This is a genomic window from Pseudodesulfovibrio mercurii (assembly GCF_000189295.2).
In the GTDB taxonomy this organism is placed as follows: Bacteria; Desulfobacterota; Desulfovibrionia; order Desulfovibrionales; family Desulfovibrionaceae; genus Pseudodesulfovibrio; species Pseudodesulfovibrio mercurii.
The window spans coordinates 1,781,535-1,805,873 of the sequence record NC_016803.1 but is presented as its reverse complement, the minus strand read 5'-3'; the positions used below and the strand labels follow the sequence as shown (position 1 = coordinate 1,805,873).

Here is a 24,339-nt window from a genome sequence, read left to right as displayed (position 1 = left end):
CGGAATCCGGAAGCGAAAGGGTATCGGGCTAGATGCACGAAAGGACCTTTCGTGCCAGAGCAGATCTCACAAATACCAACCCCCCGGACCGCTTGTCAACACTCCTTTCCCCAACCCTCCGCAAACAGGGGGGATGTGACGATTTCGCGTATTCCCGCCCCGGACGGTAGTCTTCTTTTCATTTTCCGCCGAATCTGTATTATTCCCCTTTGAAATCCCCAAAGGAGGGTCCCATGAAAACTATCGATAAAGGCATGAATCCGTATCTGGCCGGGGCGCTGACCGGTGTGCTCCTGGCCCTGTCCGTGCTCCTGGTGGGCAAGTACTTCGGCGCGTCCACCTCCTATGTCCGCTCCGTGGGTCTGGTCGAAATGACCCTGGCCCCGCAGCACGTCCAGGCCACGGACTATTTCATGAAGTATTTCGGCAAGAACAACGGTATCGACTGGCAGTGGCTGTTCGTCCTCGGCATCTTTTTCGGCTCCTACCTGTCCGCCAACTTCTCGGGCTCCTACGCCTGGAACTCCCTGCCCGACAGATGGCAGGCCCGCTACGGCGCGCGGCCCGGACTGCGCTTCGTTCTCGCCTTCGTCGGCGGCACCGTCGCCCTGTTCGGCGCACGCATGGCCGGAGGCTGCCCCAGCGGGCACGGCCTGTCCGGCATGGCCCAGCTGACCATCAGCGGCACCCTGGCCATGATCGCCTTCTTCGCGGGCGGGGCCGTTGCCGCCCGGCTGCTCTACGGAGGGAAATAGCATGACGCTCGCATTCGGCCTCTTCACCGGCGTCCTTTTCGGCGTGCTCCTGCAACGCGCCCGCGTCCTGCGCTTCGACAAACAGCTCGGCGCGCTCCTCTTCAAGGACATGACCATCGTCAAGTTCATGTTCTCGGCCATCGTGGTCGCGGCCATCCTCATCCATCTCTTTCTCGACCTCGGCATGCTCTCCCTGGAAGTCAAACCCACTTCTCTTGGTGCGCAGCTCGTGGGCGGCACGCTATTCGGTGTCGGCTGGGCCATGCTCGGCTATTGTCCAGGTACCGCATGGGGTGCGTTCGGCGAAGGACGCTTCGACGGCCTCTGGGGCATCCTCGGCGGCTGGTTCGGCGCCGCCCTGTACGCCGAAGCCTACCCGGCCATGAAGACCTCGGTTCTCGCCTGGGGCGACTACGGCAAGCTCACCTGGGGCTCCCTGCTCGGCGTCAACCACTGGATTCCCGTCATCGTCCTGGCCGTCGGAGCCGTCCTGCTCTTCCGGTTCTTCGAGAAAAAGGGACTGTAGACGACCGGCCCGCACGGGGCCTCCGGCGGCCCCTTCGGGGAGACCAGGGAACCCTTTGAAAAGGGTTCCCTGGACCCTCCCAAACTTTTTGTGTGCCTTCGGCAGGGCCGTGCGGACGCGGGATGTCGGAGGGGTGGGATGTGGGGAAAAGAAGTAGGCCTTTTCGCCATGCCGCACACTCCGCGAAGCGGCGACAAAAAGTTTAGGAGGGAGAGAGAGGGGTTGGGGGGTCCAGGGGGGAAGGGGACAAAAAAAGGGGCGCTCCGCGAGGAGCGCCCCTTTTCGTTTGCGTCGGTTACTGTCGGTTCCGTCTGATGGCCAGGCGGATGCAGTAGGCTGCGCCGCCCCAGGTGACGCCGAGGCCGACGAGCATCATGATGATAGCGGGTACGGACATGGTCTGCTCCTTAGTGTTGGCGGGCGAAGCCGTAGGCGGCTTCCCGTCGGCTCAGGGCCAGGGCGAGGACGAAGGCCACGGGCAGCAGGGACCAGCCGAGCAGGGCGAGGTCGGATTGCGCGTAGCCGCCGTAGGGGGTGCCCAGGTCGGTGACGATGTTCATGACGAAGGTATAGCCGAGCACGGCCACGGTGACGAGCTTGAGGCAGAGCCGCCAGGCGGTGCCGACCTTGAAGTCGGAGACCGCGTTGACGTGTGCGTTGAGATCGTCCAGGCCGACGATATAGCTCATGAGGACGATTTCCACGAGGGCCAGGCCCAGGATGCACAGGTTGTTGATGAAGTGGTCCACGATGTCGAGGATGAGCAGTCCGCCGCCGGTGGTGAAGGCGACGGTCATGAGGTAGCCGAAGCCGCAGACCAGGGTGGCGGTCCGTTTGCGGTCCATGCCGAACTTGTCGATGAACGACGAGCTGACGGCCTCGACGATGGAGATGTGCGAACTGACCCCGGCCATGGTCAGGCAGAGGAAGAACAGGGTGCCCACGAACACGGGCGCGGGCATGGTGTTGATGGCCGCGGGGATGGTGATGAAGGCCAGGCCCACGCCCGCTCCGGCCACGTCGGACACTTCCTGCCCTGTGGCATGGGCCATGTTGCCGAGCACGGAGAAGATCATGATGCCCGCGAGCAGGGAGAAGCCGCAGTTGATGAACACGGTCATGGCCGCGTTGTTGCTGATGTCCGAGTCCTCGGGCAGGTAGCTGGAGTAGGCCAGCATGATGGAGAAGCCGATGGACAGGGAGAAGAAGATCTGGCCGTAGGCGTCGGCCCAGACCGAGAAGTCGGCCAGTTTGGAGAAGTCGGGGTGGAACAGGTAGTTCAGGCCGGTGATGGCGCCGGGCAGGTTGACCACCCGGGCGATGAGCGCGATGACCAGGATGAAGAGCAGGGGGATGAGTATCTTGCAGGCCCGTTCGATGCCCTTGCGCACGCCCGAGGTGATGGCCAGCCAGGTGATGCCCCAGGCCAGGGTGCAGGCGGCCAGGATGGGCCAGCGGATGGAGCCCAGGTGCAGGGGCGCGTCGCTCAGGCCCAGGTAGTCGCCGAAGAAGAATGCCTTGGGATCGGCCCCCCAGGACAGGTTCAGGGCGAACCCGGTGTAGTTGATGGTCCAGCCGATGACGGCCACGTAGTAGATGGAGATGATCAGGGCCACGACGACTTGCATCCAGCCGATCCACTCCCATTTTTCGCCCAGGGCGCGGAAGACCTTGGGCGCGGAGCCCCGGTATTTCTGGCCCATGCCGAATTCCAGGATCATGAAGGGGATGCCTGCGGTCAGCAGGGCGAAGATGTACGGGATGAGAAAGGCGCCGCCGCCGTTCTCGTAGGCCATGTAGGGGAAGCGCCAGATGTTCCCCAGACCGATGGCGGACCCGACCGCGGCCAGCACGAAGCCGACGCGGGAGCCCCATTGTTCACGTTGAGCCATATTTCACCTGCGTTGTGTTGACGTGTGCCGCGCGGCCTGCGCGCGGTTCCGCTGCGGGCGTCGGGACGGGCGGACCCGTCGTGCCCCGGAGTGGAAAAGAGAATGGGACCCCCCTTGCGGGTGTCCCTTCCCTTGGTCCGCGAACGGATTTCGCTGTAAAAGCGAAAAAAGGCTTAAGCCAAAATTTCGGGGATGTCCACTTCGGAAACCCGGTTTTGCCGGGTGAAATTCGATATTTTTGGCGAATCGGTGAATATTTTATGGGTTTTCCCCGGGAAACGCCGAAAAAAACGCGGTGGGTCCCCTCGCGTGCGCGGCGGGTCGCGCCGCGCACGCGTTTGAGGCGGCTAGAAGGTCAGGATGGTGTAGCCCTTGTCCATGTAGGCGGCCATGGACGGGTGGCCGGACATGTCGGCGAGCAGGGGCAGCCCCGCCTTTTCCACCGCGTCGAGCACGCCGAGCTTGGCCGAGCAGGCCTTGCAGGCCCCGGCGATCAGGCCCGCTTTCCTGGCCTTTTGGTACAGGGCGTGGAACGGGTTGTCCGCCTTTTCCAGTTCCGGCACGAGTTTCACGGCCATGCCCTCGAAGACGATGATCGCCTCCTTGCCCTTTTCCTTCATGTCGAGCGCGTTGAGCAGGACGTGGACGAAGCACATGAGCTCGCCGTTGAATGCGTAGAGACAGTACATGATGGCTCCTTGTGTTGGTGGACCCCCAAAAGAACAGGCCCCCCGACCGTAGCCGGAGGGCCCGCGTTGCGTCAATCGGGCGTCGTTTAGTCGAAGGCCATGGAGACCTTCCACGCCTCCCAGACTTTGCCCACCAGGGACGGGCCGGGGTTGAGCACGGGCTTGCCGGGCTTCCAGCCCGAGGGCGTGGCCTTGGTGCCCTTGGACTCGCGCACCAGCTGGAAGGCCTGGATCTGGCGCAGGGTCTCGCTGACGTTGCGGCCCACGGGCGGGGTCAGGACCTCGAAGGCCTGGATCACGCCGTCCGGGTCGATGAGGAAGCGGCCGCGCACGTCCACGCCGCCCGCCTCGTCGTAGATGCCGTACTGCGTGCCCACCGCGCCGCCGCCGTCGGACAGCATGGGGAAGGGCACCCTGCCCGAGGAGACCATCTTGGAAAGTTCGTGGTCCACCCACATCTTGTGCACGAACATGGAGTCCGTGGACATGGACAGGACCTGGACGCCGAGCTTTTCGAATTCGTCGTTCTTTTCCGCGACCGCGGAAACCTCGGTCGCTCAGACGAAGGTGAAGTCACCGGGATAGAAGCACAGAACCACCCATTTGCCGAGGTACTCGGACAGGGTTACGGAACCGAACTGACCGTCGATATAGGCGGGAGCGGTGAAGTCGGGGGCCTTCTGGCCGACGCGGATCATGACGCCTCCTTTGGGTTTGCTGGTTGGGGTCGGGGCCTGTTCCTCGGCCGGGGGCGCCGCCACCTTGGGCGCGGGCCGTTCGCACGAGGGATCCTGGATTTCAGGCATGATTGCCTCCTTGTTCAGTAATTGGTCAACCTCGTAGGATTGATGGATTCAATAATAGGTACTGTTATGCGAAGATCAAGCAATTTCTGAACATGTGCGTAATCGTCATCGGATGGACACGGGCGACGAGGCCCGGTCAGGGGGCGGAGAAGGGGGGAACCGGCCGGGCGGCGGGGGTTATTCGGCGGCGCGCGCCTGGAGAAATTCCGAGTATTTGGAGTCGGACCGGCTCATGTGCTCGGTGGTCCAGTCGCGCAGGAAGACGTAGACCGACAGGTCCAGGCAGGCGGGGTCTTCCCGGTAGCGCTCGATATACTCGTGAACCTGGTCGGTCAGGGCCGCGTGCTCGGCCCGGTGCTCGGTCAGGAGTTCGTCGGGGTAGCCGTGCAGGTGGAGGAGTCCCTCCTCATGGGTGAAGTGGTACACGGCGTAGTCGGCCAGTTCGTCCAGGACGTCGCCCAGGGCGGTTTCCCCGGTTTCGTCCATGATGGCCAGGAAGAGGCGGTTGGTCAGGGCCACGAGCCGTTTGTGCTGTTCGTCGATGGACGGGACGCCCACCGAGTGGGAATCATGCCATTCTATCTGGTGCATGCGGCCTCCGTGCCCGGAATCGCGTCCGGCGGCAATGGTCGCCCGGGCGTTGTCCGTTTTCCGTTATTCCCGTTCCTTCCCCTGCAATTGAAGGGGATTCACCGCCTTAGGATAGGTCGGAACCGGGTGGAAAGGCAAGTTTCGGATCCAAAAGGCCCCGGACCGGAGTCCGAGGCCTAATGTGGCTGGTCGGGGCGAAGGGATTTGAACCCCCGGCATCCTGCTCCCAAAGCAGGCGCGCTACCAGTCTGCGCCACGCCCCGTCGTCAGATGGCTGAGGATTCCCCCTGGCTGCGTTGCTGCGAATGATTCAGACCCTTGCGTATTAAGATACGCGGCGGTCCTGAATCATTCTTGCACCTTGCCAGGGAAAATCCTCAGCCATCTGACAAGGTTGCGTTGCGGCAAAAAATCCGGACCCTTGCGTATCGAGATACGCGGCGGTCCTGGGCTTTTTTGCGCCTTGCCGGGAGAAATCCTCGATCTCCCGGCCCGGTCCGTCGCTTCGGGCGACGGTCGCGCAAGGGTGTGCATACCTACTGAAAAAGCGGGCGGTTTGCAAGCCGGTCAGCCGAGGTCCACGCCGTCGATGGCCCGGCCGCAGGCCGCGCACCTGCCGTCGCGGATGCCGTGGACGCGGGCCGAGAACCCGGTCCGGTCGATGAGCGTCCGGCCGCAGCCGGGACACAGGGTGTCCTGCTTGTCCGAGCCCGGCACGTTGCCGATGTACACGTACAGGAGCCCCTTGGCCTTGCCCATGGCGTAGGCCGTCTCCAGGGAGTTCCCGGACGTGACCGGGGCGTCGGTCATGCGGTAGTCCGGATGAAAGCGCGAGATGTGCCACGGGGTGTCCGGGCCGATCTCGCCGGCCAGGAAGTCCGTCAGCCGGTCCAGCTCCTCGGGTGAGTCGTTCTTGCCCGGAATGAGCAGGGTGGTCACCTCGAGCCACCACTTGAGCTCGTGCTTGATCCGCTTCAGGTTGTCGAGCACGGGCTGAAGCCGCGCCCCGGAGATGTCCTTGTAGAACTCCTCCGTGAAGCACTTCAGGTCCACGTTGATGGCGTCGATGTCCGTCCCCAGCGCCTCCAGGCACTCGGGGCTCATGAACCCGTTGGAGACCATGATGTTCTTGAGCCCGGCCCCGTGGGCCAGTCGGGCCGTGTCCTGCATCAGCTCGAAGAAGATGGTCGGCTCGGAGTAGGTGTAGGAGATGGACGCGGCGCCCAGGCGCACGGCCTCGTCAACCAGGGCCTCGGGCGTGGCGTTCTGGCCCCGGATGGGCGCGCCGTCGCGCGGCGGTTGGGACAGGGACCAGTTCTGGCAGAAGGTGCACGACAGGTTGCAGCCCATGGTGGCGAAGGAATAGGTCATGGAGCCGGGCTGGAAATGGTAGAGCGGCTTCTTCTCCACCGGGTCGAGGTTGAGCGCCGCCACCTTGCCGTAGTTCAGGGCGTACAGCGTGCCCTCGATGTTCTCGCGCACGCCGCATTGGCCGCGTTCGCCCGGCTTGATCATGCAGAAATGGTTGCACAGGCGGCATTGCACCGCACCGTTCTTGAGCGGCTTCCACAGTCTTGCTTCGATCATGACGAAAACCCTCCTGATGGTTTCGCGGCGGCAGGGCCGGGCTTTGTCATGGAGACGGTCACTCCCTCACGGGCCATCTCACGTCGGGGTCGACGGCGATGATCACCTTGTCGTACCAGTCCGTTTCCTCCTTCTTGGGCTGATGCGAATCAATGGTCGTGTCGCCCGCCTCGTTGGTGCCGAAGGTGGTCACCGGCCCCTCGCCCTCCGTCGTCCGGGTGCCGAATACGTTGTCCTGCCGGTTCTTGGCCGTGTCCTCGTTCTTGAACTTGTTCTGGGCCAGGCCGGAGGTCGGCGTCAAAAGGACGGCCGCCAGGAACAGGGCGGCTATGAGGCTGAAATGGCGCATGGTTTCCTCCTCGGCATTGCGGTACTGCCACGTATCTCTACTATAGGCACGGGATACCCCCTTGGCAATGCAAATGGCGCGCCGCACACTTGTTGCTTGAACTTGGCCCGCCTTCCATCTATAAGCGACCAAAGTCGATGGAGGAGAAACCCATGAGCGACAGCGCCAAGCGATCCCAGGCCTATACTTCGGCCGGTGTGGACATCGAGGCGGGCAACGAATTTGTCCGCCGCATCAAGGACATGGTCAAGTCCACCTTCACCCCCGGCGTGGCCACGGACATCGGCGGCTTCGGCGGCCTGTTCAAGCCCGAGATAGCCGGCATGGAGGCCCCCATGCTCGTGGCCGGGACCGACGGCGTGGGCACCAAGCTCAAGCTCGCCTTCATGTTCGACAAGCACGACACCGTGGGCATCGACCTGGTGGCCATGTCGGTCAACGACGTGCTCGTCCAGGGCGCAACCCCGCTCTTCTTCCTCGACTACTTCGCCACGGGCAAGCTCGAACCCGGCGTGGCCGCCCAGGTGGTCTCCGGCGTGTGCGAGGGCTGCCGCCAGTCGGCCTGCGCCCTGCTCGGCGGCGAGACCGCCGAAATGCCCGGCTTCTACCCGGACGGCGAATACGACCTGTCCGGCTTTGCCGTGGGCATGGTCGATACCCCGAAGCTGGTCACCGGCAAGGAGATCACGCCCGGCGACGTGCTCATCGGCCTGGCCTCCTCGGGCGTGCACTCCAACGGCTGGTCCCTGGTGCGCAAGCTCCTGGCCCAGTCCGGCCTGGACCATGACGACACCTTCCCCGGCACGGACCGGACCGTGGCCGAGGTCCTCATCGAGCCGACCAGGATCTACGTCAAGCCCGTGCTCGAACTCATGGAGTCCATGACCATCAAGGGCATGGTCCACGTCACCGGCGGCGGCTTCTACGACAACATTCCGCGCGTGCTGCCCGAAACCGTGGCCGCGTCCATCAATTTCGGCTCCTGGGCCATGCTGCCCGTGTTCGACTGGATCAAGGCCCAGGGCGACCTGTCCTGGCCCGAGATGCTCCAGATCTTCAACTGCTCCATCGGCTACATCCTCATCGTGGACCCGGCCCACGCCGACGAGGCCCTGGAAAAACTCGACGCCCGCGAGGACGTGGAGGCCTACCGCATCGGCGAGATCGTCAAGCGCCAGGAGGCCGCCGAACAGGTCGAGGTGGTCTTCCCGTAGACCGCCCCCCGCAAGGTAGACAAAACCCCTGCCGCGCACCCGCGGCAGGGGTTTTTTACTTGTCCACCCCGCCCCTGCCGCGCGCGGCGGTTTACCTGGGCGGGCCGGTGGGGTAACGATCACGGTGTCCGCGCGCCGCGCCGGGTCCGGGCGGCGGACCCCGCGACAGTGTTCCACCCGGCGCCCATCGCCGTCACAACGAGGTTTGCCATGAGCCGGAAGTCCTCCCCCCACCCGTCGGCTTCGCCGAAGCCCAGGCCCAGACACGTCTGCCAGATATGCGGGCAGAGCAAGGCGAACATGCTCCCCGCCTCGACCATCCGGCCCGCGATCCTGGCCGAGATCGTCAAGGAACGGCCGGACTTCACCGAGTCCAGCTACATCTGCACGGACGACCTGAACCAGTTCCGGTTCAAGTACGTGGAAGACATCATGCTCTCGGAAAAGGGCGAACTGAGCGAGCTGGACCAGGAGGTCCTGCAAAGCCTGCAACGGAACGAGCTCCTGTCCAGCAACCCCGAAGAGGAGATGGACCGCACGCGCACCCGAGGCGAACGGCTGGCCGACCTCATCGCCGACTTCGGCGGCAGCTGGAAATTCATCATCCTCTTCGGCGCGTTCATCTTCGTCTGGATTCTCGTCAACACGCTGCTCCTGATCTTCAAGCCCTTCGACCCCTATCCCTTCATCCTGCTCAACCTCATGCTCTCCCTCCTGGCCGCCATCCAGGCCCCGATCATCATGATGAGCCAGAACCGCCAGGAGGACAAAGACCGCGCCCGGGCCGAGAACGACTACAAGGTCAACCTCAAGGCCGAACTCGAAATCCGCCACCTGCACGAAAAGCTCGACCACCTCATCTCCAACCAGTGGGAACGACTCCTGGATATCCAACAACTCCAGGTGGACCTCATGACCGAAATCATGTCCGCCCGCAGCGGCAAGACGGGCAAGTAGCCGCGCCTGCGCCTCCGGCGGCCAGGGGGGAAGGGGAGAGAGAGGGGACCCTTTGAGAAAATGGTCCCCTCTCTCTCCCCTTCCCCCCTGGACCCCCAACCCCTCTCTCACCCCCCTAAACTTTTTGGTGCCGCTTCGCGGGGTGTGTAGCTCATTTAAAAGGCTGATTTTTTCTGCCGTCGCTCCAACACGCCGTCCGGCAGCGCCCGACCAGGCTCCCCGCGAATCCGCACCCAGCTCCGTTCCATCGCCCACACCCCAACCCTCCGGCAACGCGCGTCCGCACGTCGTTGCCGAAGGCACACAAAAAGTTTGGGAGGGTCCAGGGAACCCTTTTCAAAGGGTTCCCTGGCCGCCGGAGGCGCCCGCCCGGCGAGGGCCCGCCGGAGGCATTCCCCGAGCTCGTCGGGGCGCGGTTATCTAGCCCAGGTACGGGTTGAAGTAGCCGTATTCGAGCCAGGGGAGGGCTTTTTTGAGTCGTTTCTTGAAGTTGTTGAAGCCCATGGAGGGCGAGTGGCCGAAGGGTTCCATGAGGCGGAGGTAGAGTTCGGGGTCGAGGTTGAGGTTGCGCAGCTGGATGAAGTCGTAGCGGCAGGCCTCGCCCAGTTCGACGAGGGCGTCGAATTCCTCTTCGGTATCGGTGATGCCGGGGAAGAAGAGCAGGTTGAGGGAGACGAACAGGCCGACGTCGTGGGCCTTGCAGATGGTTTCGCGCACGTCCTCGAAGGTATAGCCGTGGGGCCGGTAGTAGGCCTCGTAGGGTCCCTTGCGGGCGGAGTTCAGGCTGACGCGGATGGAGTTGACCCCGGCGATCTTGAGGGCGGGCATGGCCTGGTGCCGCGAGCCGTTGGTATTGACGTTGACCGTGCCGGTGCCGCCTTCGTGGCGGTATTTGGCCACGGCCTCGCAGATGAGTTCGGCCTCGAGCAGGGGTTCGCCTTCGCATCCCTGGCCGAAGGAGAAGATGGGTCGGCGTTCGCGCGATTCGTGGCGGCGCATGATCTGGACGATCTCGTCGGCGGTGGGCCGGAAGGCGATGCGGCACTGGGGCGAGGGGAAGCCGGAGTCCGGGCGCTGGAGGGAGATGCAGCCCACGCATTCGGCGTTGCAGGTCCGGGAGGTGGGCAGGGGGCATTCGAACCGGCCGAGCGCCAGGTTCTTGGCGGCCGGGCAGCCGCTGGTCAGGGCGCAGCCCGCCAGGTGGTTGACCAGGCGGTTGTCGGGCATGGCGGAGAGCAGCTCGTGGGCCCCGGCCTCGATGCGGTCGGGCGCGATGTGGCAGAAGACCTGGCGCTGGTCCTCGTCCACCTTCTTGGCGCAGACCCAGAACCTGCCGTTGGCGTAGCCGATGGCCGCGTAGGAGAGCAGGGGCAGCACGGGCGCGTCGTCGTCGGACTCATAGGCGGCGATGCCGGTGACGGTGTGTCCGGGGCAGACGAAGGCGGCCACGGCCAGTTCGTCCATGACCTCGGCCTGGCCGTCCTCCTGGCTGTAGCCCATGGCGTGGCGGCCGGGCAGCATGAAGAATTCGGACTCTTCGGGCAGGGGGATGATCTCGTCGGGCCTGGGGAGGCCGAACTCGTCGCCTCTGCGGACCATGAGCAGCAGGTCGGGGTGGTCGAAGATTTCGCCTTCGGGCGAGGCGAAGAGCATGCGCGGCTGTGGTTTTTTCTTGGCTGTCATGATGGGGGCATCCTAAGGGCAAAACAGGTGTCGGGGCAAGGAATGAATGGCCGGAGAGGGGGCTCCCGGGCGGGGCAACGTGAAAAGGCCGGCACCTTTCGGTACCGGCCTGAATGGTCTGGTAGATCCAGTTCGGCTTAACGCTTGGAGAACTGGAAGGAGGCGCGGGCGCCGCGGAGGCCGTACTTCTTGCGTTCCTTCTTGCGGGCGTCGCGGGTCAGGAGACCGGCGGGCTTGAGCACGGAACGCAGCTCGGGGTCGAGCTCGCACAGGGCGCGGGCGATGCCGTGGCGCAGGGCCTCGGCCTGGCCGGACACGCCGCCGCCGGTGCAGTTGGCCTTGACGTCGAAGCGCTCGAGCATCTTGACCAGCTTCAGCGGCTGCTGGACGACCATCTGCAGGGTCTTGCGGGGGAAGTAGTCCTCGAAGGGACGGCCGTTGACGGTGATCTGGCCGGTACCGGCGTAAAGGCGGGTCCGGGAGATCGCATTCTTACGTTTGCCAGTGGCGTAGGTGAAATCGCTCATGATAATCCCCGATTAGAAATCCAGAGGTTTGGGAGCCTGGGCCGCGTGCGGGTGCTCGGGACCGGCGTAGACCTTCAGCTTCTTCAGCTGCTGGGCGGCCAGCTTGTTCTTGGGCAGCATGCCCTTGACGGCGGCGGTGATGACGTTCTCAGGCTTGATGTCCAGCATCTGGCGGAGAGTCTTTTCCTTCAGGCCGCCGGGATGGTTGGTGTGCTTGTAGTACATCTTCTTGTCCATCTTCTGGCCGGTCACCTGAATCTTGTCGGCGTTGATGACGATGACGAAGTCGCCCATGTCCATGTGGGAGGCGAACTCAGGCTTGTGCTTGCCGCGCAGACGGTTGGTGATCTCGGTGGCCAAGCGGCCCAGGATCTTGTCCGTGGCGTCGACGATGAACCACTCGCGGTTCGCGTCTTCCGGCTTCGGGCTATATGTCTTCATAAAAATGCTCCTTGCAAATTCTCAAGAAGGGGACCTTTACGGGCATCTCGCCCGCGTGTCAACCCATTTCAACTATATATGAGTAGCCACGCGATCAGGCCGCCTGACCCAGGAGAACGGGGTTGTAACGGGTTGTTCTCGGGGGCCGGTGGTGCAGACCGGGAAGAGGTACTTACATGAAAAGAGAGAGGCCCACAAGCTTTTTGTTTGGCTCTCCCGGCGCGGACGGTCCGGTGGGCCCGATCCGCGCGGACCGGCCAACTAGCGCTTTCCCTGGCGGGCGGGGCGTGGTAAGGCAGGCGCGTTCCGAGGGACATCCCGTCCCGCTCAAAGCCGCATGCCACCGGGCATGATGCGATTTCACATGCAAACCAATTCCGCCGCCGTGCTCTTCTCCCTGTCCGTATCCATCGGCGTGACCATGGTCGGGCTCGGCATTGTCTGGCCCATCCTGCCGATCCTCGCCGCCCAGATGGGCGTCGGCGGTTTCGTCGTCGGCACGATCATCGCCAGCTTCAACGTCTCCCGCACCGCCTGCGCGCCCTTTGTCGGGCGCTTCTCCGACCGCATGGGGCGCAAGTCGTTCATCCTCATCGGGCTGGTGCTCTACGCGGCCGTGTCCTGCGCCTACCTGGCGGCCCACTCCGCCGAGGCCCTGATCGCGGTCCGCCTGGCCCACGGCTTCACCTCCCTGCTGGTGGTGCCCATCGCCATGGCCCTGGCCGCCGACATCGCCCCCCAGGGGCAGCTCGGGAACTACATGGGCACCCTGAACATGGCCGCCATGATCGGCCTGGGCGTGGGCCCGACCCTGGGCGGCGTCATCCAGGAACACTTCGGCATGCCCGCCGCCTTCTACGCCCTGTGCATCGTCTCCCTGGGCACGGCGGCCTTCGTGATCTTCTTCGTGCCCCCGGACCGGGAGAGCGGGGCGGTCACCCGTCGGACCGGGACGGCCACCTTCCGCCAGATCCTGGCCGACCGCACGGCGTTCGCCATCGTCCTGATGCGCTTCTTCAGCGCCTCGGGCCAGGGCGCGGTCTACACCTTCCTGCCCATCTACGCCCACCAGATCGGCATGTCCGGCTCCCGGTTCGGCATCCTGCTGTCCGCCAACGTCTTCCTCATCGCCCTGATGCAGCGGCCCGTGGGGCGGCTGGCCGACCGGACCAACCCCAAGCGCGTGGTCATCCTGGGCATGTTCGGGGTGGCCGTGGCGGTCTTCTGCATGCCCTTCAGCACGGACTTCTGGCGGCTGCTCGTCCTGAATATCCTCATGGGCACGTCCACCGGCTTCATCCTGCCTGGCAGCCTGGTCATCACCGGCTACCTCGGCCGGACCATGGGCATGGCCTCGCTCATGAGCGTGACCGACGCGGCGTACAGCTTCGGCATGATCGTCTCGCCCATCCTGTCCGGGGTCATCTTCGACGCCCTGGGCATCTCCTGGGTATTCACGGCCGGGGCCAGCCTCATCGCGGTGGGCGGCGTGATCGTGGCCGTGCTGCTCAGGAACTACAGCCCGCCGCTGGACGAAGGGCGGTAGGCGCCGCCTTCGGCATTGCCGGAGCCGCACGAAAAAAGGGTCCCCGCATCGGTGCGGGGACCCTTTTCTTATTTGTATTGAACGCGCGCCTAGCCCGCGATGAGTTCCCGGAGTTTGGCCAGGGCCTTGTCGATGCCTTCGGGATTGGAGCCGCCCGCGCGGGCCAGGTCCGGGCGGCCGCCGCCCCCGCCGCCGACTTCGCCGGCCACGGGCTTGATCAGGTCGCCGGCCTTGAACCGGGAGTGCAGGTCCTTGGTCACGGACAGGGCCACCGAGACCTTGCCGTCCTCGTGCGGGGCGATGAGGCAGATGACGCCGGAGGGCAGCTTGGAGCGCAGGGCGTCCATCTGTTCGAGCATGACGCCCATGTTCGGGGCGTCCACCTTGACGGCCAGGACCTTGACCCCGTTCAGCTCCTCCACCTCGCTCATCATGTCGCGGCCCGCGCCCGAGGCGAGCTTGGCCTGGAGGGACTTCATCTCCCTGTTCATGTCCTTGACCTGCTGCTGGAGGTCCCGGACCTTTTTGGGCAGGTCGGCGGGCTGGGCCTTGAGCATGGCCCCGGCCTCGGAAGCGGCCTCGCGGCGCTCGTTCAGCCAGGCCACGGCGTTGTGGCCGGTGGCCGCCTCGATGCGCCGGATGCCCGCGGCCACGCCGGACTCGGACGTGATCACGAAGGACCCGGCGATGCCGGTGTTGTCCAGGTGGGTGCCGCCGCAGAATTCCATGGACACGCCCGGCACCTCGATGACCGAGACCGTGTCGCCGTATTTTTCGCCGAACAGGGCGGTGGCGCCCTTGGCCTGGGCCGCCTCGATGGACATGACCTCGCGGGTCACGGGGATGGCCTCGAAGATTGCCTGGTTGACCAGCTTCTCGACCTCGGCGATCTCCTCGGGAGACAGGCCCTTGATGTGCGTGAAGTCGAAGCGCAGCCGGTCCGGGCCCACCAGGGAGCCCGCCTGCTTGGCGTGGTCGCCGAGCACCTTCTGCAGGGCGGCGTGGAGCAGGTGGGTGGAGGTGTGGTTGCGCATGGTCGCCAGCCGCTGCGAGCGGTCCACGTTGAGGAAGGCCGCGTCGCCGGGCTTGAGCACGCCCTCGGAGACGACAATCTTGTGCGCGGTCAGGTTCTTGGACGGCTTGACCGTGTCGAGCACGTCCGCCTTGCCGTTCCGGGCCGCGATGGCCCCGGTGTCGCCCACCTGGCCGCCGGACTCGCCGTAGAACGGGGTGACCTCGGCCACCAGCCAGCCGGACTCGCCCGCCTTGAGTTCGTCCACGACCTCGCCCTCGGGGGTCAGCACGTAGGCGATGGCGGACTGGTCGGCCATGGTCTCGTATCCCGAGAACTCGCTGGTCACGTCCTGCTCGAGCAGGGTCTGGAACACGGAGGCCACGTCCTTTTCGCCGGAGCCCTTCCAGGCGGCCTTGGAGCGCTGCTTCTGTTCCTGCATGAATTTGTCGAATTCGGCCTCGTCCACGCCCATGCCCTGCTGTTCGGCCACGTCGCGGACGATGTCGATGGGGAAGCCGTAGGTGTCGTAGAGCTTGAAGGTGGTCTCGCCGGGGACGATGGCGGCGCCCGCCTTCTTCAGCTCGGCCAGCTCCTCCTCGAGCATTTCCAGCCCCTTGTCCAGGGTCTTGGCAAAGGATTCCTCCTCGCCGCGGACCACCTCGACCATGAAGTTGCGGGTCTCCTCGAGTTCCTTGTAGTGGCCGCCCATGTCGTCGATGACCTTGGAGGCGGTCTTCCACAGGAAGGTGCCGGTCAGCCCCATGAGCTTGCCGAAGCGGTAGGCCCGGCGGATGAGGCGGCGCAGGATGTAGCCGCGCCCCTCGTTGGAGGGCAGGACCTGGTCCGGGATGAGGAAGGCGATGGCCCGCGAGTGGTCGGCGATGACCTGGAGGGCGGTGTCGATCTCCTCGGATTCCCGGTACTTTACGCCCGCCAGGTCGGCGGTGTACTTGATGATGCTCTGAAAGAGGTCGGTCTCGTAGTTGGAGTGCACGCCCTGGACCACGGCGGCGATGCGCTCGAGCCCCATGCCCGTGTCGATGCTGGGCCGGGGCAGGTTGGTGCGGGTGCCGTCCTCGGCCTGGTCGTACTGCATGAAGACCAGGTTCCAGATCTCCAGGAACCGGTCGCAGTCGCACTTGCCGATGCCGCAGTTGGGGCCGCAGCCCACTTCCTCGCCCTGGTCGTAGTGGACCTCGGAGCAGGGGCCGCACGGGCCGGTGTCGCCCATGGACCAGAAGTTGTCCTTCTCGCCCAGCCGGTAGATGCGCTCCTCGGGGACCCCGGCCACCTTCCGCCACAGCTCGCCCGCCTCGTCGTCGTCCTTGTAGATGGTGATGTACAGGCGGCTCTTGTCCAGCTTCAGCTCCTCGGTCAGGAACTGCCAGCAGAAGCGGATGGCGTCCTCCTTGAAGTAGTCGCCGAAGGAGAAGTTGCCGAGCATCTCGAAAAAGGTGTGGTGGCGGGCGGTGCGGCCCACGTTTTCCAGGTCGTTGTGCTTGCCGCCCACGCGCAGGCATTTCTGGGCCGTGGTGGCGCGGATGTAGTCGCGCTTTTCCTGGCCCAGGAAGAGCTTCTTGAACTGGACCATGCCCGCGTTGGTGAAGAGCAGGCTCGGGTCGTCCTTGGGGGTCAGGGGAGAGGATTCCACAATGGTGTGGCCGTTCCTCTCGAAGTACTCAAGGAACCGTTGACGGATTTCGTTGGCTTTCATCGGTTGATTTTCTCCAAAGGGATGGTCTTGCCGAAGAAAAGCGCCCCTGGGCCCTGGGCCCGGGGCGCTCGTTTCGGGCTGAAAAAGGGGCTATTCGCCGGAATCTCCGGCGTCCGGGGTCGGCGCGGCCTCGTCCTCGGGCACGTCGCGGAAGCCGAGGTGGGCCATCAGGGCCTCCTCGATGGCCTCGGCCAGGTCCGGGTTGTCCTGCAACAGGGCGCGGACGTTCTCCTTGCCCTGGCCGAGCTTCTCGGAGCCGAAGGCGAACCAGGAACCGGACTTCTCGATGATGCCGTTCTCCACGCCCATGTCGATGATCTCGCCCATGCGCGAGATGCCCTGGCCGTAGAGCACGTCCACCTCGGCCTGGCGGAAGGGCGGGGCGACCTTGTTCTTGACCACCTTGATGCGGGCGCGGATGCCGTAGGCCTCCTCCTTGTCCTTGAGGGTCTGGATGCGGCGGATGTCCAGACGGCAGGAGGCGTAGAACTTGAGCGCGTTGCCGCCCGAGGTGGTCTCGGGGTTGCCGTAGCCGGTCATGCCGATCTTCATGCGGATCTGGTTGATGAAGATGACCACGCAGTTGGACTTGTGGATGGTGCCGGTCAGCTTGCGCAGGGCGTGGGACATGAGCCGGGCCTGGCCGCCCACCTGGGTCTCGCCCATCTGGCCTTCGAGTTCGGACTGCGGGATGAGCGCGGCCACGGAGTCGATGACGACCACGTCGAGCGCGCCGGAGCGCACCAGCAGGTCGGCGATCTCCAGGGCCTGCTCGCCGTAGTCGGGCTGGGAGATGAGCAGTTCGTCGGTCTTGACCCCGAGGCGTTTGGCGTAGTTGGGGTCGAGCGCGTGCTCGGCGTCCACGAACGCGGCCGCGCCGCCCCGCTTCTGGGCCTGGGCGATGATGTGCAGGGCCAGGGTGGTCTTGCCCGAGGATTCGGGACCGAAGATCTCAATGACCCGGCCGCGCGGCACGCCGCCGATGCCGAGCGCGATGTCCAGGCCGATGGACCCGGTGGGGATGAACGGGATGGAATGGGACGCCTCGTCATCCAGGCGCATGATAGAGCCCTTGCCGAACTTGCGTTCGATGGTGGTCAGGGCGGTGCCCAGCGCTTCCTTGCGCAGGGCGTCGGGGTCAACGGCTTTACGGGCCATGGGGTCTCCTCCGGAATTTGGCTGGCGGCAACAAACGAGCAACACGTTCCGATACCAGATACGACCTTCGCGGGCAACACCCATATATATGGAGGAAAGGGGAGGGGACGGACCCGGCCAGGACCCGCGCGGGACGTCCTGCTTGCGGATTTTCCCCGACGTGGGCTATATGCACGGATGGACGCATAGTATCGGAGGCATGATGAGGAAGAGACCCACAAAGTGGGCCGCTGCGTTGTCGGCGGCCGTGCTGGTCGTTTGCCTGACGGCCGGGTTCGCCCGCGCCCGGGGGCCGGTCCTCGAGGTGGGGGCCTACCTCCTGCCGCCCCTGGCCGAACTGGACGAGTCCGGGGTGTTGCGCGGCCGGAGCGTGGACGGGATCGCGCGGGTCCTCGCGGCCATGGGCTATGAGCCGAGGTTCACCGTCCTGCCCTTCAAACGCTGCCTGGCGGGCATGCGGGAGGGCTCTCTGGCCCTGATGCTCCCGTGCGTGTCCACGGACGAGCGGCGGGTCTACATGCGTTTTTCCGAGCCCGTGGACTACATGCACACCGTGCTCTGGAAACGGGGGACGGCCCCGGCCGACTGCTGGCAGACCCTCGACGACCTCAAGGGGCTGCGCATCGGCACCATCCAGGGCTATTACTACGGGCCCAAGTGGCAGGAGGCCCTGGCCGCCGGGACCTTCGTGGTGGAGAGCGCCATGGGGCGGGACCCCAACAGAGGGAATTTCCTGATGCTCATCGAGGACCGCATCGACATGTTCGTCTGCGACCGGCGCATCGGAGAGTATTTGAAAAAGGAGAATTCCCCCCGGTTCGACGACGTCCATGCCTGTCCCGGCGAGGTCGGCGAACGGATTCCCCTCTGCGTCCCGGTCTCGCTGCGCTATTTCCGCGAACACGACCTGTCCCCCGAGACGTTCCTGGCGCGCTTCAACGGGCTCCTCGCCGGTTTCGCCGCCCCCTAGGCGCGCGTCAGGGGGGGCTTGCCCTCGGCCGCGATCTCACATAAGGGTCCCCCCCATGACGGAACGAAAACAGTACGACGCGCTGGCCCTGCTCTCGGGCGGCCTGGATTCCCTCCTGGCCATGCGCACGGTCATGGACCAGGGGCTGACGGTCCTGGGGCTGCACTTCGTCACGCCCTTTTTCGGCAAGCCGCATCGGATCCCATTCTGGCGGGACCGCTACGGCGTGGAGGGCGTGGAGGTGGACATCCGCCAGGCCTACGTGGACATGCTCCTGGACGGCCCGTCCCAGGGGTTCGGCAAGTGGCTGAACCCGTGCGTGGATTGCAAGATCATCATGCTCGAACACGCCCACGGCCTGATGGAACGCTACGGCGCGAAGTTCCTGATCTCCGGCGAGGTGGTCGGCCAGCGGCCCATGAGCCAGCGCGAGGACGCCCTCAACCTGATCACCAAGCGGGCCGGGGTGCGCGACGTGCTCCTGCGTCCCCTGTGCGCCAAGAATCTTCCGCCCACGCCCATGGAGGCCTCCGGCCTGGTGGACCGCGAGCGGCTGCACGACTGGCACGGCCGGGGCCGCAAACCGCAGTACGTCCAGGCCGAGCACTACGGGTTCACCGAGATCCCCACCCCGGCGGGCGGCTGCTGCCTGACCGAGGCCCACGGCGCGGCCCGGTTCGTCCAGCTCTTGACCCACCGCGACCGGCCCGCGCCGGGCGACTTTTCCCTGGTCCGCATCGGGCGGCAGGTCTGGGCCGGGCCCCACTGGCTGGTCTTCGGCCGGACCTCGTCGGACAACGACCGGATCGAGGCCATGGCCGCACCCGACGACTACCTCTTCAGGCTGACCGACTTCCCCGGCCCCCTGGCCCTGGGCCGACCGCTCAAGGGCGACTGGAGCCCGGAGGCGATCCGGGACGCGGCCGCGCTCATCAGCTCCTATTCGGGCAAGGCGCGCAAGCGGTTCGAGGCCTCGGGAGCGCCCGTGCGCGTGACCGTGGAGCGCCGTGGCGCGGCCGAGACCGTGTCCGTGGTCCCGGCCCGCGAGACCGCGCTCGGCTGGACCGAGCCCCGGCCCGAGATCGTCCGCGAATGGAAGCGGGAACACGCGCAGGCTTGACTTGCGCCCGCCGACACCTTCCCTTAAAGTCCGCCAATGTTCATAGACATCGTCTCCTTCGCCGTGTCGGCCCTGCTGCTCTGGTTCGGGGCCAACTGGATCGTCGCCTCGGCGGCCCTCATCGCCCGCAAGTACAACGTCTCCGAGCTGGTCATCGGCCTGACCATCGTGGCCATGGGCACCTCGGCCCCGGAGTTCCTGGTGACCGTCAACGCCGCCTTCCGGGGGCAGAACGACATCTCCCTGTCCAACGTGGTCGGGTCCAACATCTTCAACCTCGGCTTCATCCTCGGGCTCATGGCCATGATCAAGCCGCTCGTCTCCAACCGGACCATCGTTTACCGCGACGGGCTGCTCCTGTTCCTGACCACGGCGGTCATCCTGGCCGTGTCCTTCACCGGCGTGCTGGGGCGGGTCTTCGGGGCGTGCCTCGTGGCCCTGCTGGCGGGCTATCTGGTCTACCTGGGCGTGAAGCGCGAGAACGTGGGCGAGGAGGAGTTGGAGGAGACGCGGGGCAAGACGGCCACCTGGCGCGACTGGATCTGGCTCGCGGCCGGGTTCGTGGCCATCGCCGCGGGCGGCGACCTGATGGTCTCGGCGGCCACCTCCATCGCCACCACGCTCGGCGTGTCCTCCTGGGTCATCGGCGTGACCATCGTGGCCGCGGGCACGAGCCTGCCCGAATTGGTCACCTGTCTGGCGGCCTCCATCCGGGGCAAGAACGAGATGCTGCTCGGCAACCTCATCGGCTCGGATTTCTTCAATTTCGCGGGCGTGCTCGGCCTGACCTGCCTGCTTAAGCCGCTGCCGGTCTCGCCCGAGGCTCTGTCCGGCCTGATTGTCCTGGTGGGCATGGTCGGCCTGGTCCTGGTCATCCTGCGCACGGGCTGGAAGGTCCGCCGCTGGGAAGGGGCCCTGCTCATCACCATCAATCTGGTCCGCTGGGCCCACGACTTCATGCATTAGGCCGGGCGGCACAGGCTCCGGCCGGTCGCCCGCCGCCGCGGCGGCCCCCTAGTAGACCATCCCCATCCGCTCCTTCACCTCGGCCAGGGTCTGGACGCCGATCTCCCGGACCCGGTCCCGGCCCTTGTCCAGGACCTCGCGCAGGAAGCCGGGCTCCTTCTCCAGCTCCCTGCGGCGGGCCCGGATCGGCTCCAGAAAGGCGTTGACGGCTTCCGCCAGGGCGGGCTTGAAGACCCCCATGCGCTCGTTGGGCTCCACACCGAACAGCCTGCCGTACGTGAAGAGGGCGTGTCCTTCGCCGGAGTACGCCTTTTTGATCTTGTCGTTGACCGTGGGCTCGTCGTCCGTGAGGTTGATGACGTTGCCCAGCGATTTGGACATCTTGTTCTTGCCGTCGAGTCCCGGAAGGCGGGGGAAGGCGGAGACCCGGTACTCCGGGATGGGAAAGACCTCGCCGAAGAGGGTGTTGAACCGGTGGGCGATCTCCCTGGTCTGCTCGATGTGCGGGATCTGGTCCTCGCCCACGGGCACCAGGTTCGCCTTGGGCAGCAGGATGTCGGCCGCCTGGGACACCGGGAAGGCGAGAAAACCCAGGTTCATGTGCTCGTAGCTGGTCCCGGCCTGTTCCATCTCCGCCTTGACCGTGGGGTTCCGCTTGGCCCGGCCCACGGTCACCAGGAAGGAGAAGAGCATGGTCAGCTCGGCCAGTTCCGGGATTTCGCTCTGCACGAAGAAGTTGACCTTTTCCGGGTCCAGCCCGGCGGCCAGGTTGTCGAGCAGGGCCAGGTGGACGTTGGCGCGGATGGCCTTGCCCTTCTCGTCGCCCAAATGGTCGTAGAGGACCTGCATGTCCGCCAGGATGATGAAGGTCTCGTATTCGTCCTGCAACTCGACCCGCGATTGCAGCGAGCCGAAGTAGTGGCCTATGTGCAGGTTGCCGGTTGTCCGCTCCCCGGTCAGAATTCTTTTCATGGGTTCGTCTCCTTTTCGTGTCTTCGAATGTGGATGAAGAAAGGGCTGCCGGAAATGCCGACAGCCCTGAAAAAAAGACGATGCCGCCGGCCATGCATGCCGACAGCGCCTGATACCTTACGTATTATGCTGGGGGCATGCTCCGTAAAGCCTGCCGCCACCAGCGGCGTGTTTCCGTATGGGATTCCGATAAATGCATGGGTTCCTTGTAGCGGGGCGTCCCGGTCGGTGTCAAGACACGGTCCGTCCGGGATCAGGCCGACGGCTTGTCCCAGATGAGCAGGTCGATCTTGTAGTCCGTGCGCTCCACGAACCGGCCCGGCTCCTCCTCGAAGGCGGCCAGGTAGCTGAGCAGGTGCCGCCGCTCGGCGGTCACGCCGTACTGGGACAGGAAGGTGGCGCAGGAATCGGCCAGCTTTTCCAGTGGGTTGGAGACCACCCAGGTACCCTCCACCGGGTGGGCCTCGTAGGGGATTCCCTGCTCGTCCAGCCAGTCGCACATGTCCGTGCCGTTGGCGAAAACCCGGGGCGTGACCCCGTGGTGGGCGTACAGCCCGGCCATGACGTTGGAGCGCATGCGTCCGGCAAAGCCCATGAACACGGTCTTGCCGTGGGCGTGGCGCAGGAGCTTGCGCCGGGAGGCCTCGCTCTGGATGGCCGGGGTCATGGAGCAGAAGACGATATCGAAGGTCTCGTCTCTCTCGAAATCCATCCACTCCGAGCGCACGTAGTCGATGTTGTCGAGCTTGAGGGCTTCGGCGTCCGCGCGCAGGATGTCCAGCATCACGTCCGACACGTCGAGGGCGGTGACCCGGCGCGCCTCCCTGGCGATGCGGATGGTGTACATGCCGCTGCCGCAGCCCACGTCCAGGACCGTGGCCCCGCGAAAATCCACGCCGTGCGCCCTGATCTCGCGCATGACGCCCGCCTCGTAGTTGTCCTCCCCCTCCTCGAACCGGGGGAAGGTCCGGGCGTGCTCGTTCCAGTATTCCTTGCTCACGGGTGGGGTCTGTCGGCTTGGTTCCATGGGGACTCCGTCGGTCCGGCCCGCCGTTCTCCGGCGGGGTAGCGGATAATGTGATGGGAAAAGTGGCACGATCCACATTCGATTTAATGGGCAGTATTCACCAATCCGCGCCGTTTTTCAAGGGGGGCCCTGTGGAACGGACGGTGATCGGCCGCTGTATCCGTTATTATTTCACAGTAAAATCAAACAGATCGCCTGTAACGGATTTGTCACCGGGTCGTGACCCGTTGTTCGTCCGGTCACATGGTTCCGTAACCTTCCGGGGGTAGATACTGGGGCTTGAAACAACGCAAACAAACCTGAGGAGGTTTGACATGTCGAACGTGCAGAAACTGTTTGTCAGGTGCGCCCTGGCGCTGGCCCTGGCCATGGTGTTCATGGCCGGTTCCGCCTGGGCCAAGGACGCGAAATACGTATTTTTCTTCATCGGCGACGGCATGGGGCTTCCCCAGCGCGCCGCCAGCTCCGCCTACCTCGGCCATAAGCTGGCCATCGACGCCATGCCCGCACAGGGCATCACCACCACCTTCGCCAACGACCGGTTCATCACCGGCTCGGCCGCCTCGGCCACGGCCCTGGCCACCGGCATGAAGACCAACATCGACTACATCGGCGTGGACCCGGACTTCAAGCCGGTCAAGACCATCGCCGAGATGGCCCGGGACAAGGGCATGAAGGTCGGCATCGTCTCGTCCGTGTCCGTTGACCACGCCACCCCGGCCGCCTTCTACGCCCATGTCAAGAACCGCTCCATGTACCACGAGATCGACCACGCCCTGGCCGACTCCGGCTTCGACTTCTTCGCGGGCGGGGGGCTCAAGGACCCCTCGGGCAAGAAGTCCAAGGCCCCCATGGGCGACGCCCTTGAAAAGGCCAAGGCCAACGGCTACAGGGTCGTCACCGACAAGAAGGACTTCATGGCCCTCAAGCCCGGCGACGGCAAGGTCATCGCCTGGAACGCCTGGCTCCAGGACGACCAGGCCCTGCCCTACGCCATGGACATGACCGACCGGGACATCACCCTGCCCGAGTTCACGGGGAAGGCCATCGAGATGCTCGACAACGACAAGGGCTTCTTCCTCATGGTCGAGGGCGGCAAGATCGACTGGGCCTGTCACGCCAACGACGCGGCGGCCTCCATCGACAACACCATCGCCTTCGACAAGGCCGTGCAGCAGGCCATGGCCTTCTGCGAAAAGCACCCGGACGAGACCCTGATCGTGGTCACCGGCGACCACGAGTGTGGCGGACTGACGCTCGGCTTCGCGGGCACCAAGTACGGCTCCCACTACGACATCCTCAGCCACCAGAAGGTCTCCTTCCAGAAGTTCACCGCCGAGACCCTGGCCGATTTCAAGAAGCAGGGCGGGGACTTCAACGCCATGAAGCCGATCATCACCGCCGACTTCGGCCTGAAGTTCGAGGGTGACGCCAAGGCCGATCCCATGGTCCTGGCCGACTACCAGGCGGCCGACATCGAGCAGGCCTTCCGCCGCTCCATGGCGGGCGAGAAGATCAAGGGCGGCGACTACCTGCTGTACGGCGACTATGACCCGCTGTCCGTGACCCTGACCCACGTGCTCAACCAGAAGGCCGGCCTGGGCTGGACCTCCTACAAGCACACCGGCGTGCCGGTCTCCACGTCCGCCATGGGCGTGAACTGCCAGGCCTTCAACGGCGGCTACGACAACAAGGACGTGGCCACCAAGATCATGGCCGCCATGGGCCTGCCCGCCCGGGCGGTGTACGCCGACGCCGGGTCCGTGCGCGTGGCCGCCAACTAGACGACTCCATCCTCCAACCTCCGGCGGGCGGGCCTTCGCGGTCCGCCCGC

Annotated in this window: 23 protein-coding genes and 1 tRNA gene; 9 read left to right on the top strand and 15 right to left on the bottom strand. The window is 65.1% G+C overall.

Features of this window, described 5'->3' with window-relative positions:
- The first annotated feature begins 233 nt into the window (after positions 1-233).
- Together DND132_RS08205 and DND132_RS08200 are read left to right on the top strand one after the other, a co-directional pair.
- Entirely contained in the window at positions 234-755 is a 522-nt protein-coding gene (locus DND132_RS08205) for a YeeE/YedE thiosulfate transporter family protein (RefSeq protein WP_014322255.1), read from the top strand.
- 1 nt (position 756) lies between these two features.
- Positions 757-1,281 (top strand): YeeE/YedE thiosulfate transporter family protein, encoded by a 525-nt coding sequence (locus DND132_RS08200; protein WP_014322254.1) that lies wholly within the window; start codon positions 757-759, stop codon positions 1,279-1,281.
- 295 nt (positions 1,282-1,576) lie between these two features.
- Here DND132_RS08200 and DND132_RS18200 read toward each other — a convergent pair whose 3' ends face one another.
- From DND132_RS18200 to DND132_RS08160, 8 genes are all read right to left on the bottom strand, one after another.
- A complete protein-coding gene (locus tag DND132_RS18200) occupies positions 1,577-1,678 on the bottom strand; it encodes a MetS family NSS transporter small subunit (RefSeq protein ID WP_014322253.1) in 102 nt (33 codons plus the stop codon).
- Between the two features lie 10 nt (positions 1,679-1,688).
- Positions 1,689-3,173 carry a sodium-dependent transporter gene (locus DND132_RS08195; protein ID WP_014322252.1) on the bottom strand — a complete coding sequence of 495 codons (1,485 nt, stop codon included), beginning with the start codon at positions 3,171-3,173 and terminating at the stop codon, positions 1,689-1,691.
- A 347-nt stretch (positions 3,174-3,520) separates the two neighbouring features.
- On the bottom strand, positions 3,521-3,862 hold the full coding sequence (locus tag DND132_RS08190; RefSeq protein ID WP_014322251.1) for a DsrE family protein: 342 nt from the start codon (positions 3,860-3,862) through the stop codon (positions 3,521-3,523).
- Positions 3,863-3,948: 86 nt separating this feature from the next.
- On the bottom strand, positions 3,949-4,668 hold the full coding sequence (gene prxU, locus DND132_RS08185) for a thioredoxin-dependent peroxiredoxin (RefSeq protein ID WP_274377777.1): 720 nt from the start codon (positions 4,666-4,668) through the stop codon (positions 3,949-3,951).
- Between the two features lie 177 nt (positions 4,669-4,845).
- The gene (locus DND132_RS08175; protein WP_014322248.1) at positions 4,846-5,259 is read right to left on the bottom strand and encodes a bacteriohemerythrin; all 414 of its coding nucleotides are present in this window, start codon (positions 5,257-5,259) and stop codon (positions 4,846-4,848) included.
- Positions 5,260-5,445: 186 nt separating this feature from the next.
- Positions 5,446-5,522 (bottom strand) — tRNA-Pro (locus DND132_RS08170).
- A gap of 304 nt (positions 5,523-5,826) precedes the next feature.
- Positions 5,827-6,846: an AmmeMemoRadiSam system radical SAM enzyme gene (gene amrS, locus DND132_RS08165; RefSeq protein WP_014322247.1), complete on the bottom strand. Its 1,020-nt coding sequence runs from the start codon at positions 6,844-6,846 to the stop codon at positions 5,827-5,829.
- A 58-nt stretch (positions 6,847-6,904) separates the two neighbouring features.
- Positions 6,905-7,195: a hypothetical protein gene (locus DND132_RS08160; RefSeq protein WP_014322246.1), complete on the bottom strand. Its 291-nt coding sequence runs from the start codon at positions 7,193-7,195 to the stop codon at positions 6,905-6,907.
- Positions 7,196-7,347: 152 nt separating this feature from the next.
- Between DND132_RS08160 and purM the strand changes: the two genes are divergently transcribed.
- Positions 7,348-8,409 (top strand): phosphoribosylformylglycinamidine cyclo-ligase, encoded by a 1,062-nt coding sequence (gene purM / locus DND132_RS08155; protein WP_014322245.1) that lies wholly within the window; start codon positions 7,348-7,350, stop codon positions 8,407-8,409.
- A 210-nt stretch (positions 8,410-8,619) separates the two neighbouring features.
- Entirely contained in the window at positions 8,620-9,366 is a 747-nt protein-coding gene (locus DND132_RS08150) for a DUF1003 domain-containing protein (RefSeq protein ID WP_014322244.1), read from the top strand.
- A gap of 420 nt (positions 9,367-9,786) precedes the next feature.
- Here the strand turns inward: DND132_RS08150 and DND132_RS08145 are convergent, their stop codons facing one another.
- From DND132_RS08145 to rplM, 3 genes are all read right to left on the bottom strand, one after another.
- Positions 9,787-11,049 (bottom strand): radical SAM family protein, encoded by a 1,263-nt coding sequence (locus DND132_RS08145; protein ID WP_014322243.1) that lies wholly within the window; start codon positions 11,047-11,049, stop codon positions 9,787-9,789.
- A 137-nt stretch (positions 11,050-11,186) separates the two neighbouring features.
- On the bottom strand, positions 11,187-11,576 hold the full coding sequence (gene rpsI, locus DND132_RS08140) for a 30S ribosomal protein S9 (RefSeq protein ID WP_014322242.1): 390 nt from the start codon (positions 11,574-11,576) through the stop codon (positions 11,187-11,189).
- Between the two features lie 12 nt (positions 11,577-11,588).
- A complete protein-coding gene (rplM, locus tag DND132_RS08135) occupies positions 11,589-12,017 on the bottom strand; it encodes a 50S ribosomal protein L13 (RefSeq protein WP_014322241.1) in 429 nt (142 codons plus the stop codon).
- A gap of 364 nt (positions 12,018-12,381) precedes the next feature.
- Here rplM and DND132_RS08130 point away from each other — a divergent pair, with 364 nt between their 5' ends.
- The gene (locus DND132_RS08130; protein ID WP_148266964.1) at positions 12,382-13,563 is read left to right on the top strand and encodes an MFS transporter; all 1,182 of its coding nucleotides are present in this window, start codon (positions 12,382-12,384) and stop codon (positions 13,561-13,563) included.
- 89 nt (positions 13,564-13,652) lie between these two features.
- On the opposite strand, the gene alaS is transcribed toward DND132_RS08130, so the two are convergent.
- Both alaS and recA read right to left on the bottom strand, forming a co-directional pair.
- Positions 13,653-16,292 (bottom strand): alanine--tRNA ligase, encoded by a 2,640-nt coding sequence (gene alaS, locus DND132_RS08125; RefSeq protein WP_014322239.1) that lies wholly within the window; start codon positions 16,290-16,292, stop codon positions 13,653-13,655.
- Between the two features lie 90 nt (positions 16,293-16,382).
- On the bottom strand, positions 16,383-17,450 hold the full coding sequence (gene recA, locus DND132_RS08120; protein WP_014322238.1) for a recombinase RecA: 1,068 nt from the start codon (positions 17,448-17,450) through the stop codon (positions 16,383-16,385).
- A 202-nt stretch (positions 17,451-17,652) separates the two neighbouring features.
- On the opposite strand from recA, the gene DND132_RS08115 reads away from it, so the two are divergent.
- Genes DND132_RS08115 through DND132_RS08105 form a run of 3 tightly spaced genes read left to right on the top strand, consistent with a single transcriptional unit; the run spans position 17,653 to position 20,506 of the window.
- Positions 17,653-18,420: a substrate-binding periplasmic protein gene (locus DND132_RS08115; protein ID WP_014322237.1), complete on the top strand. Its 768-nt coding sequence runs from the start codon at positions 17,653-17,655 to the stop codon at positions 18,418-18,420.
- 55 nt (positions 18,421-18,475) lie between these two features.
- On the top strand, positions 18,476-19,540 hold the full coding sequence (locus DND132_RS08110) for a hypothetical protein (protein ID WP_014322236.1): 1,065 nt from the start codon (positions 18,476-18,478) through the stop codon (positions 19,538-19,540).
- 36 nt (positions 19,541-19,576) lie between these two features.
- On the top strand, positions 19,577-20,506 hold the full coding sequence (locus DND132_RS08105) for a calcium/sodium antiporter (RefSeq protein WP_014322235.1): 930 nt from the start codon (positions 19,577-19,579) through the stop codon (positions 20,504-20,506).
- 48 nt (positions 20,507-20,554) lie between these two features.
- Here the strand turns inward: DND132_RS08105 and trpS are convergent, their stop codons facing one another.
- Positions 20,555-21,478 (bottom strand): tryptophan--tRNA ligase, encoded by a 924-nt coding sequence (trpS, locus tag DND132_RS08100; RefSeq protein WP_014322234.1) that lies wholly within the window; start codon positions 21,476-21,478, stop codon positions 20,555-20,557.
- Positions 21,479-21,731: 253 nt separating this feature from the next.
- Positions 21,732-22,505: a class I SAM-dependent methyltransferase gene (locus DND132_RS08095; RefSeq protein ID WP_014322233.1), complete on the bottom strand. Its 774-nt coding sequence runs from the start codon at positions 22,503-22,505 to the stop codon at positions 21,732-21,734.
- A gap of 314 nt (positions 22,506-22,819) precedes the next feature.
- On the opposite strand from DND132_RS08095, the gene DND132_RS08090 reads away from it, so the two are divergent.
- On the top strand, positions 22,820-24,289 hold the full coding sequence (locus DND132_RS08090) for an alkaline phosphatase (protein ID WP_014322232.1): 1,470 nt from the start codon (positions 22,820-22,822) through the stop codon (positions 24,287-24,289).
- Positions 24,290-24,339 lie beyond the last annotated feature (50 nt).

What these genes read in the sequence shown, in the direction of transcription:
- DND132_RS08160 (WP_014322246.1), bottom strand. Translation starts at nt 7,195, where the DNA reads ATGCGCCATTTCAGCCTCATAGCCGCCCTGTTCCTGGCGGCCGTCCTT.
- purM (WP_014322245.1), top strand. Translation starts at nt 7,348, where the DNA reads ATGAGCGACAGCGCCAAGCGATCCCAGGCCTATACTTCGGCCGGTGTG.
- DND132_RS08110 (WP_014322236.1), top strand. Translation starts at nt 18,476, where the DNA reads ATGACGGAACGAAAACAGTACGACGCGCTGGCCCTGCTCTCGGGCGGC.
- rpsI (WP_014322242.1), bottom strand. Translation starts at nt 11,576, where the DNA reads ATGAGCGATTTCACCTACGCCACTGGCAAACGTAAGAATGCGATCTCC.
- DND132_RS08195 (WP_014322252.1), bottom strand. Translation starts at nt 3,173, where the DNA reads ATGGCTCAACGTGAACAATGGGGCTCCCGCGTCGGCTTCGTGCTGGCC.
- DND132_RS08115 (WP_014322237.1), top strand. Translation starts at nt 17,653, where the DNA reads ATGAGGAAGAGACCCACAAAGTGGGCCGCTGCGTTGTCGGCGGCCGTG.
- DND132_RS08095 (WP_014322233.1), bottom strand. Translation starts at nt 22,505, where the DNA reads ATGGAACCAAGCCGACAGACCCCACCCGTGAGCAAGGAATACTGGAAC.
- DND132_RS18200 (WP_014322253.1), bottom strand. Translation starts at nt 1,678, where the DNA reads ATGTCCGTACCCGCTATCATCATGATGCTCGTCGGCCTCGGCGTCACC.
- DND132_RS08175 (WP_014322248.1), bottom strand. Translation starts at nt 5,259, where the DNA reads ATGCACCAGATAGAATGGCATGATTCCCACTCGGTGGGCGTCCCGTCC.
- DND132_RS08105 (WP_014322235.1), top strand. Translation starts at nt 19,577, where the DNA reads ATGTTCATAGACATCGTCTCCTTCGCCGTGTCGGCCCTGCTGCTCTGG.
- recA (WP_014322238.1), bottom strand. Translation starts at nt 17,450, where the DNA reads ATGGCCCGTAAAGCCGTTGACCCCGACGCCCTGCGCAAGGAAGCGCTG.
- DND132_RS08190 (WP_014322251.1), bottom strand. Translation starts at nt 3,862, where the DNA reads ATGTACTGTCTCTACGCATTCAACGGCGAGCTCATGTGCTTCGTCCAC.
- DND132_RS08200 (WP_014322254.1), top strand. Translation starts at nt 757, where the DNA reads ATGACGCTCGCATTCGGCCTCTTCACCGGCGTCCTTTTCGGCGTGCTC.
- rplM (WP_014322241.1), bottom strand. Translation starts at nt 12,017, where the DNA reads ATGAAGACATATAGCCCGAAGCCGGAAGACGCGAACCGCGAGTGGTTC.
- trpS (WP_014322234.1), bottom strand. Translation starts at nt 21,478, where the DNA reads ATGAAAAGAATTCTGACCGGGGAGCGGACAACCGGCAACCTGCACATA.
- DND132_RS08150 (WP_014322244.1), top strand. Translation starts at nt 8,620, where the DNA reads ATGAGCCGGAAGTCCTCCCCCCACCCGTCGGCTTCGCCGAAGCCCAGG.
- amrS (WP_014322247.1), bottom strand. Translation starts at nt 6,846, where the DNA reads ATGATCGAAGCAAGACTGTGGAAGCCGCTCAAGAACGGTGCGGTGCAA.
- DND132_RS08205 (WP_014322255.1), top strand. Translation starts at nt 234, where the DNA reads ATGAAAACTATCGATAAAGGCATGAATCCGTATCTGGCCGGGGCGCTG.
- DND132_RS08145 (WP_014322243.1), bottom strand. Translation starts at nt 11,049, where the DNA reads ATGACAGCCAAGAAAAAACCACAGCCGCGCATGCTCTTCGCCTCGCCC.
- DND132_RS08090 (WP_014322232.1), top strand. Translation starts at nt 22,820, where the DNA reads ATGTCGAACGTGCAGAAACTGTTTGTCAGGTGCGCCCTGGCGCTGGCC.
- alaS (WP_014322239.1), bottom strand. Translation starts at nt 16,292, where the DNA reads ATGAAAGCCAACGAAATCCGTCAACGGTTCCTTGAGTACTTCGAGAGG.
- DND132_RS08130 (WP_148266964.1), top strand. Translation starts at nt 12,382, where the DNA reads ATGCAAACCAATTCCGCCGCCGTGCTCTTCTCCCTGTCCGTATCCATC.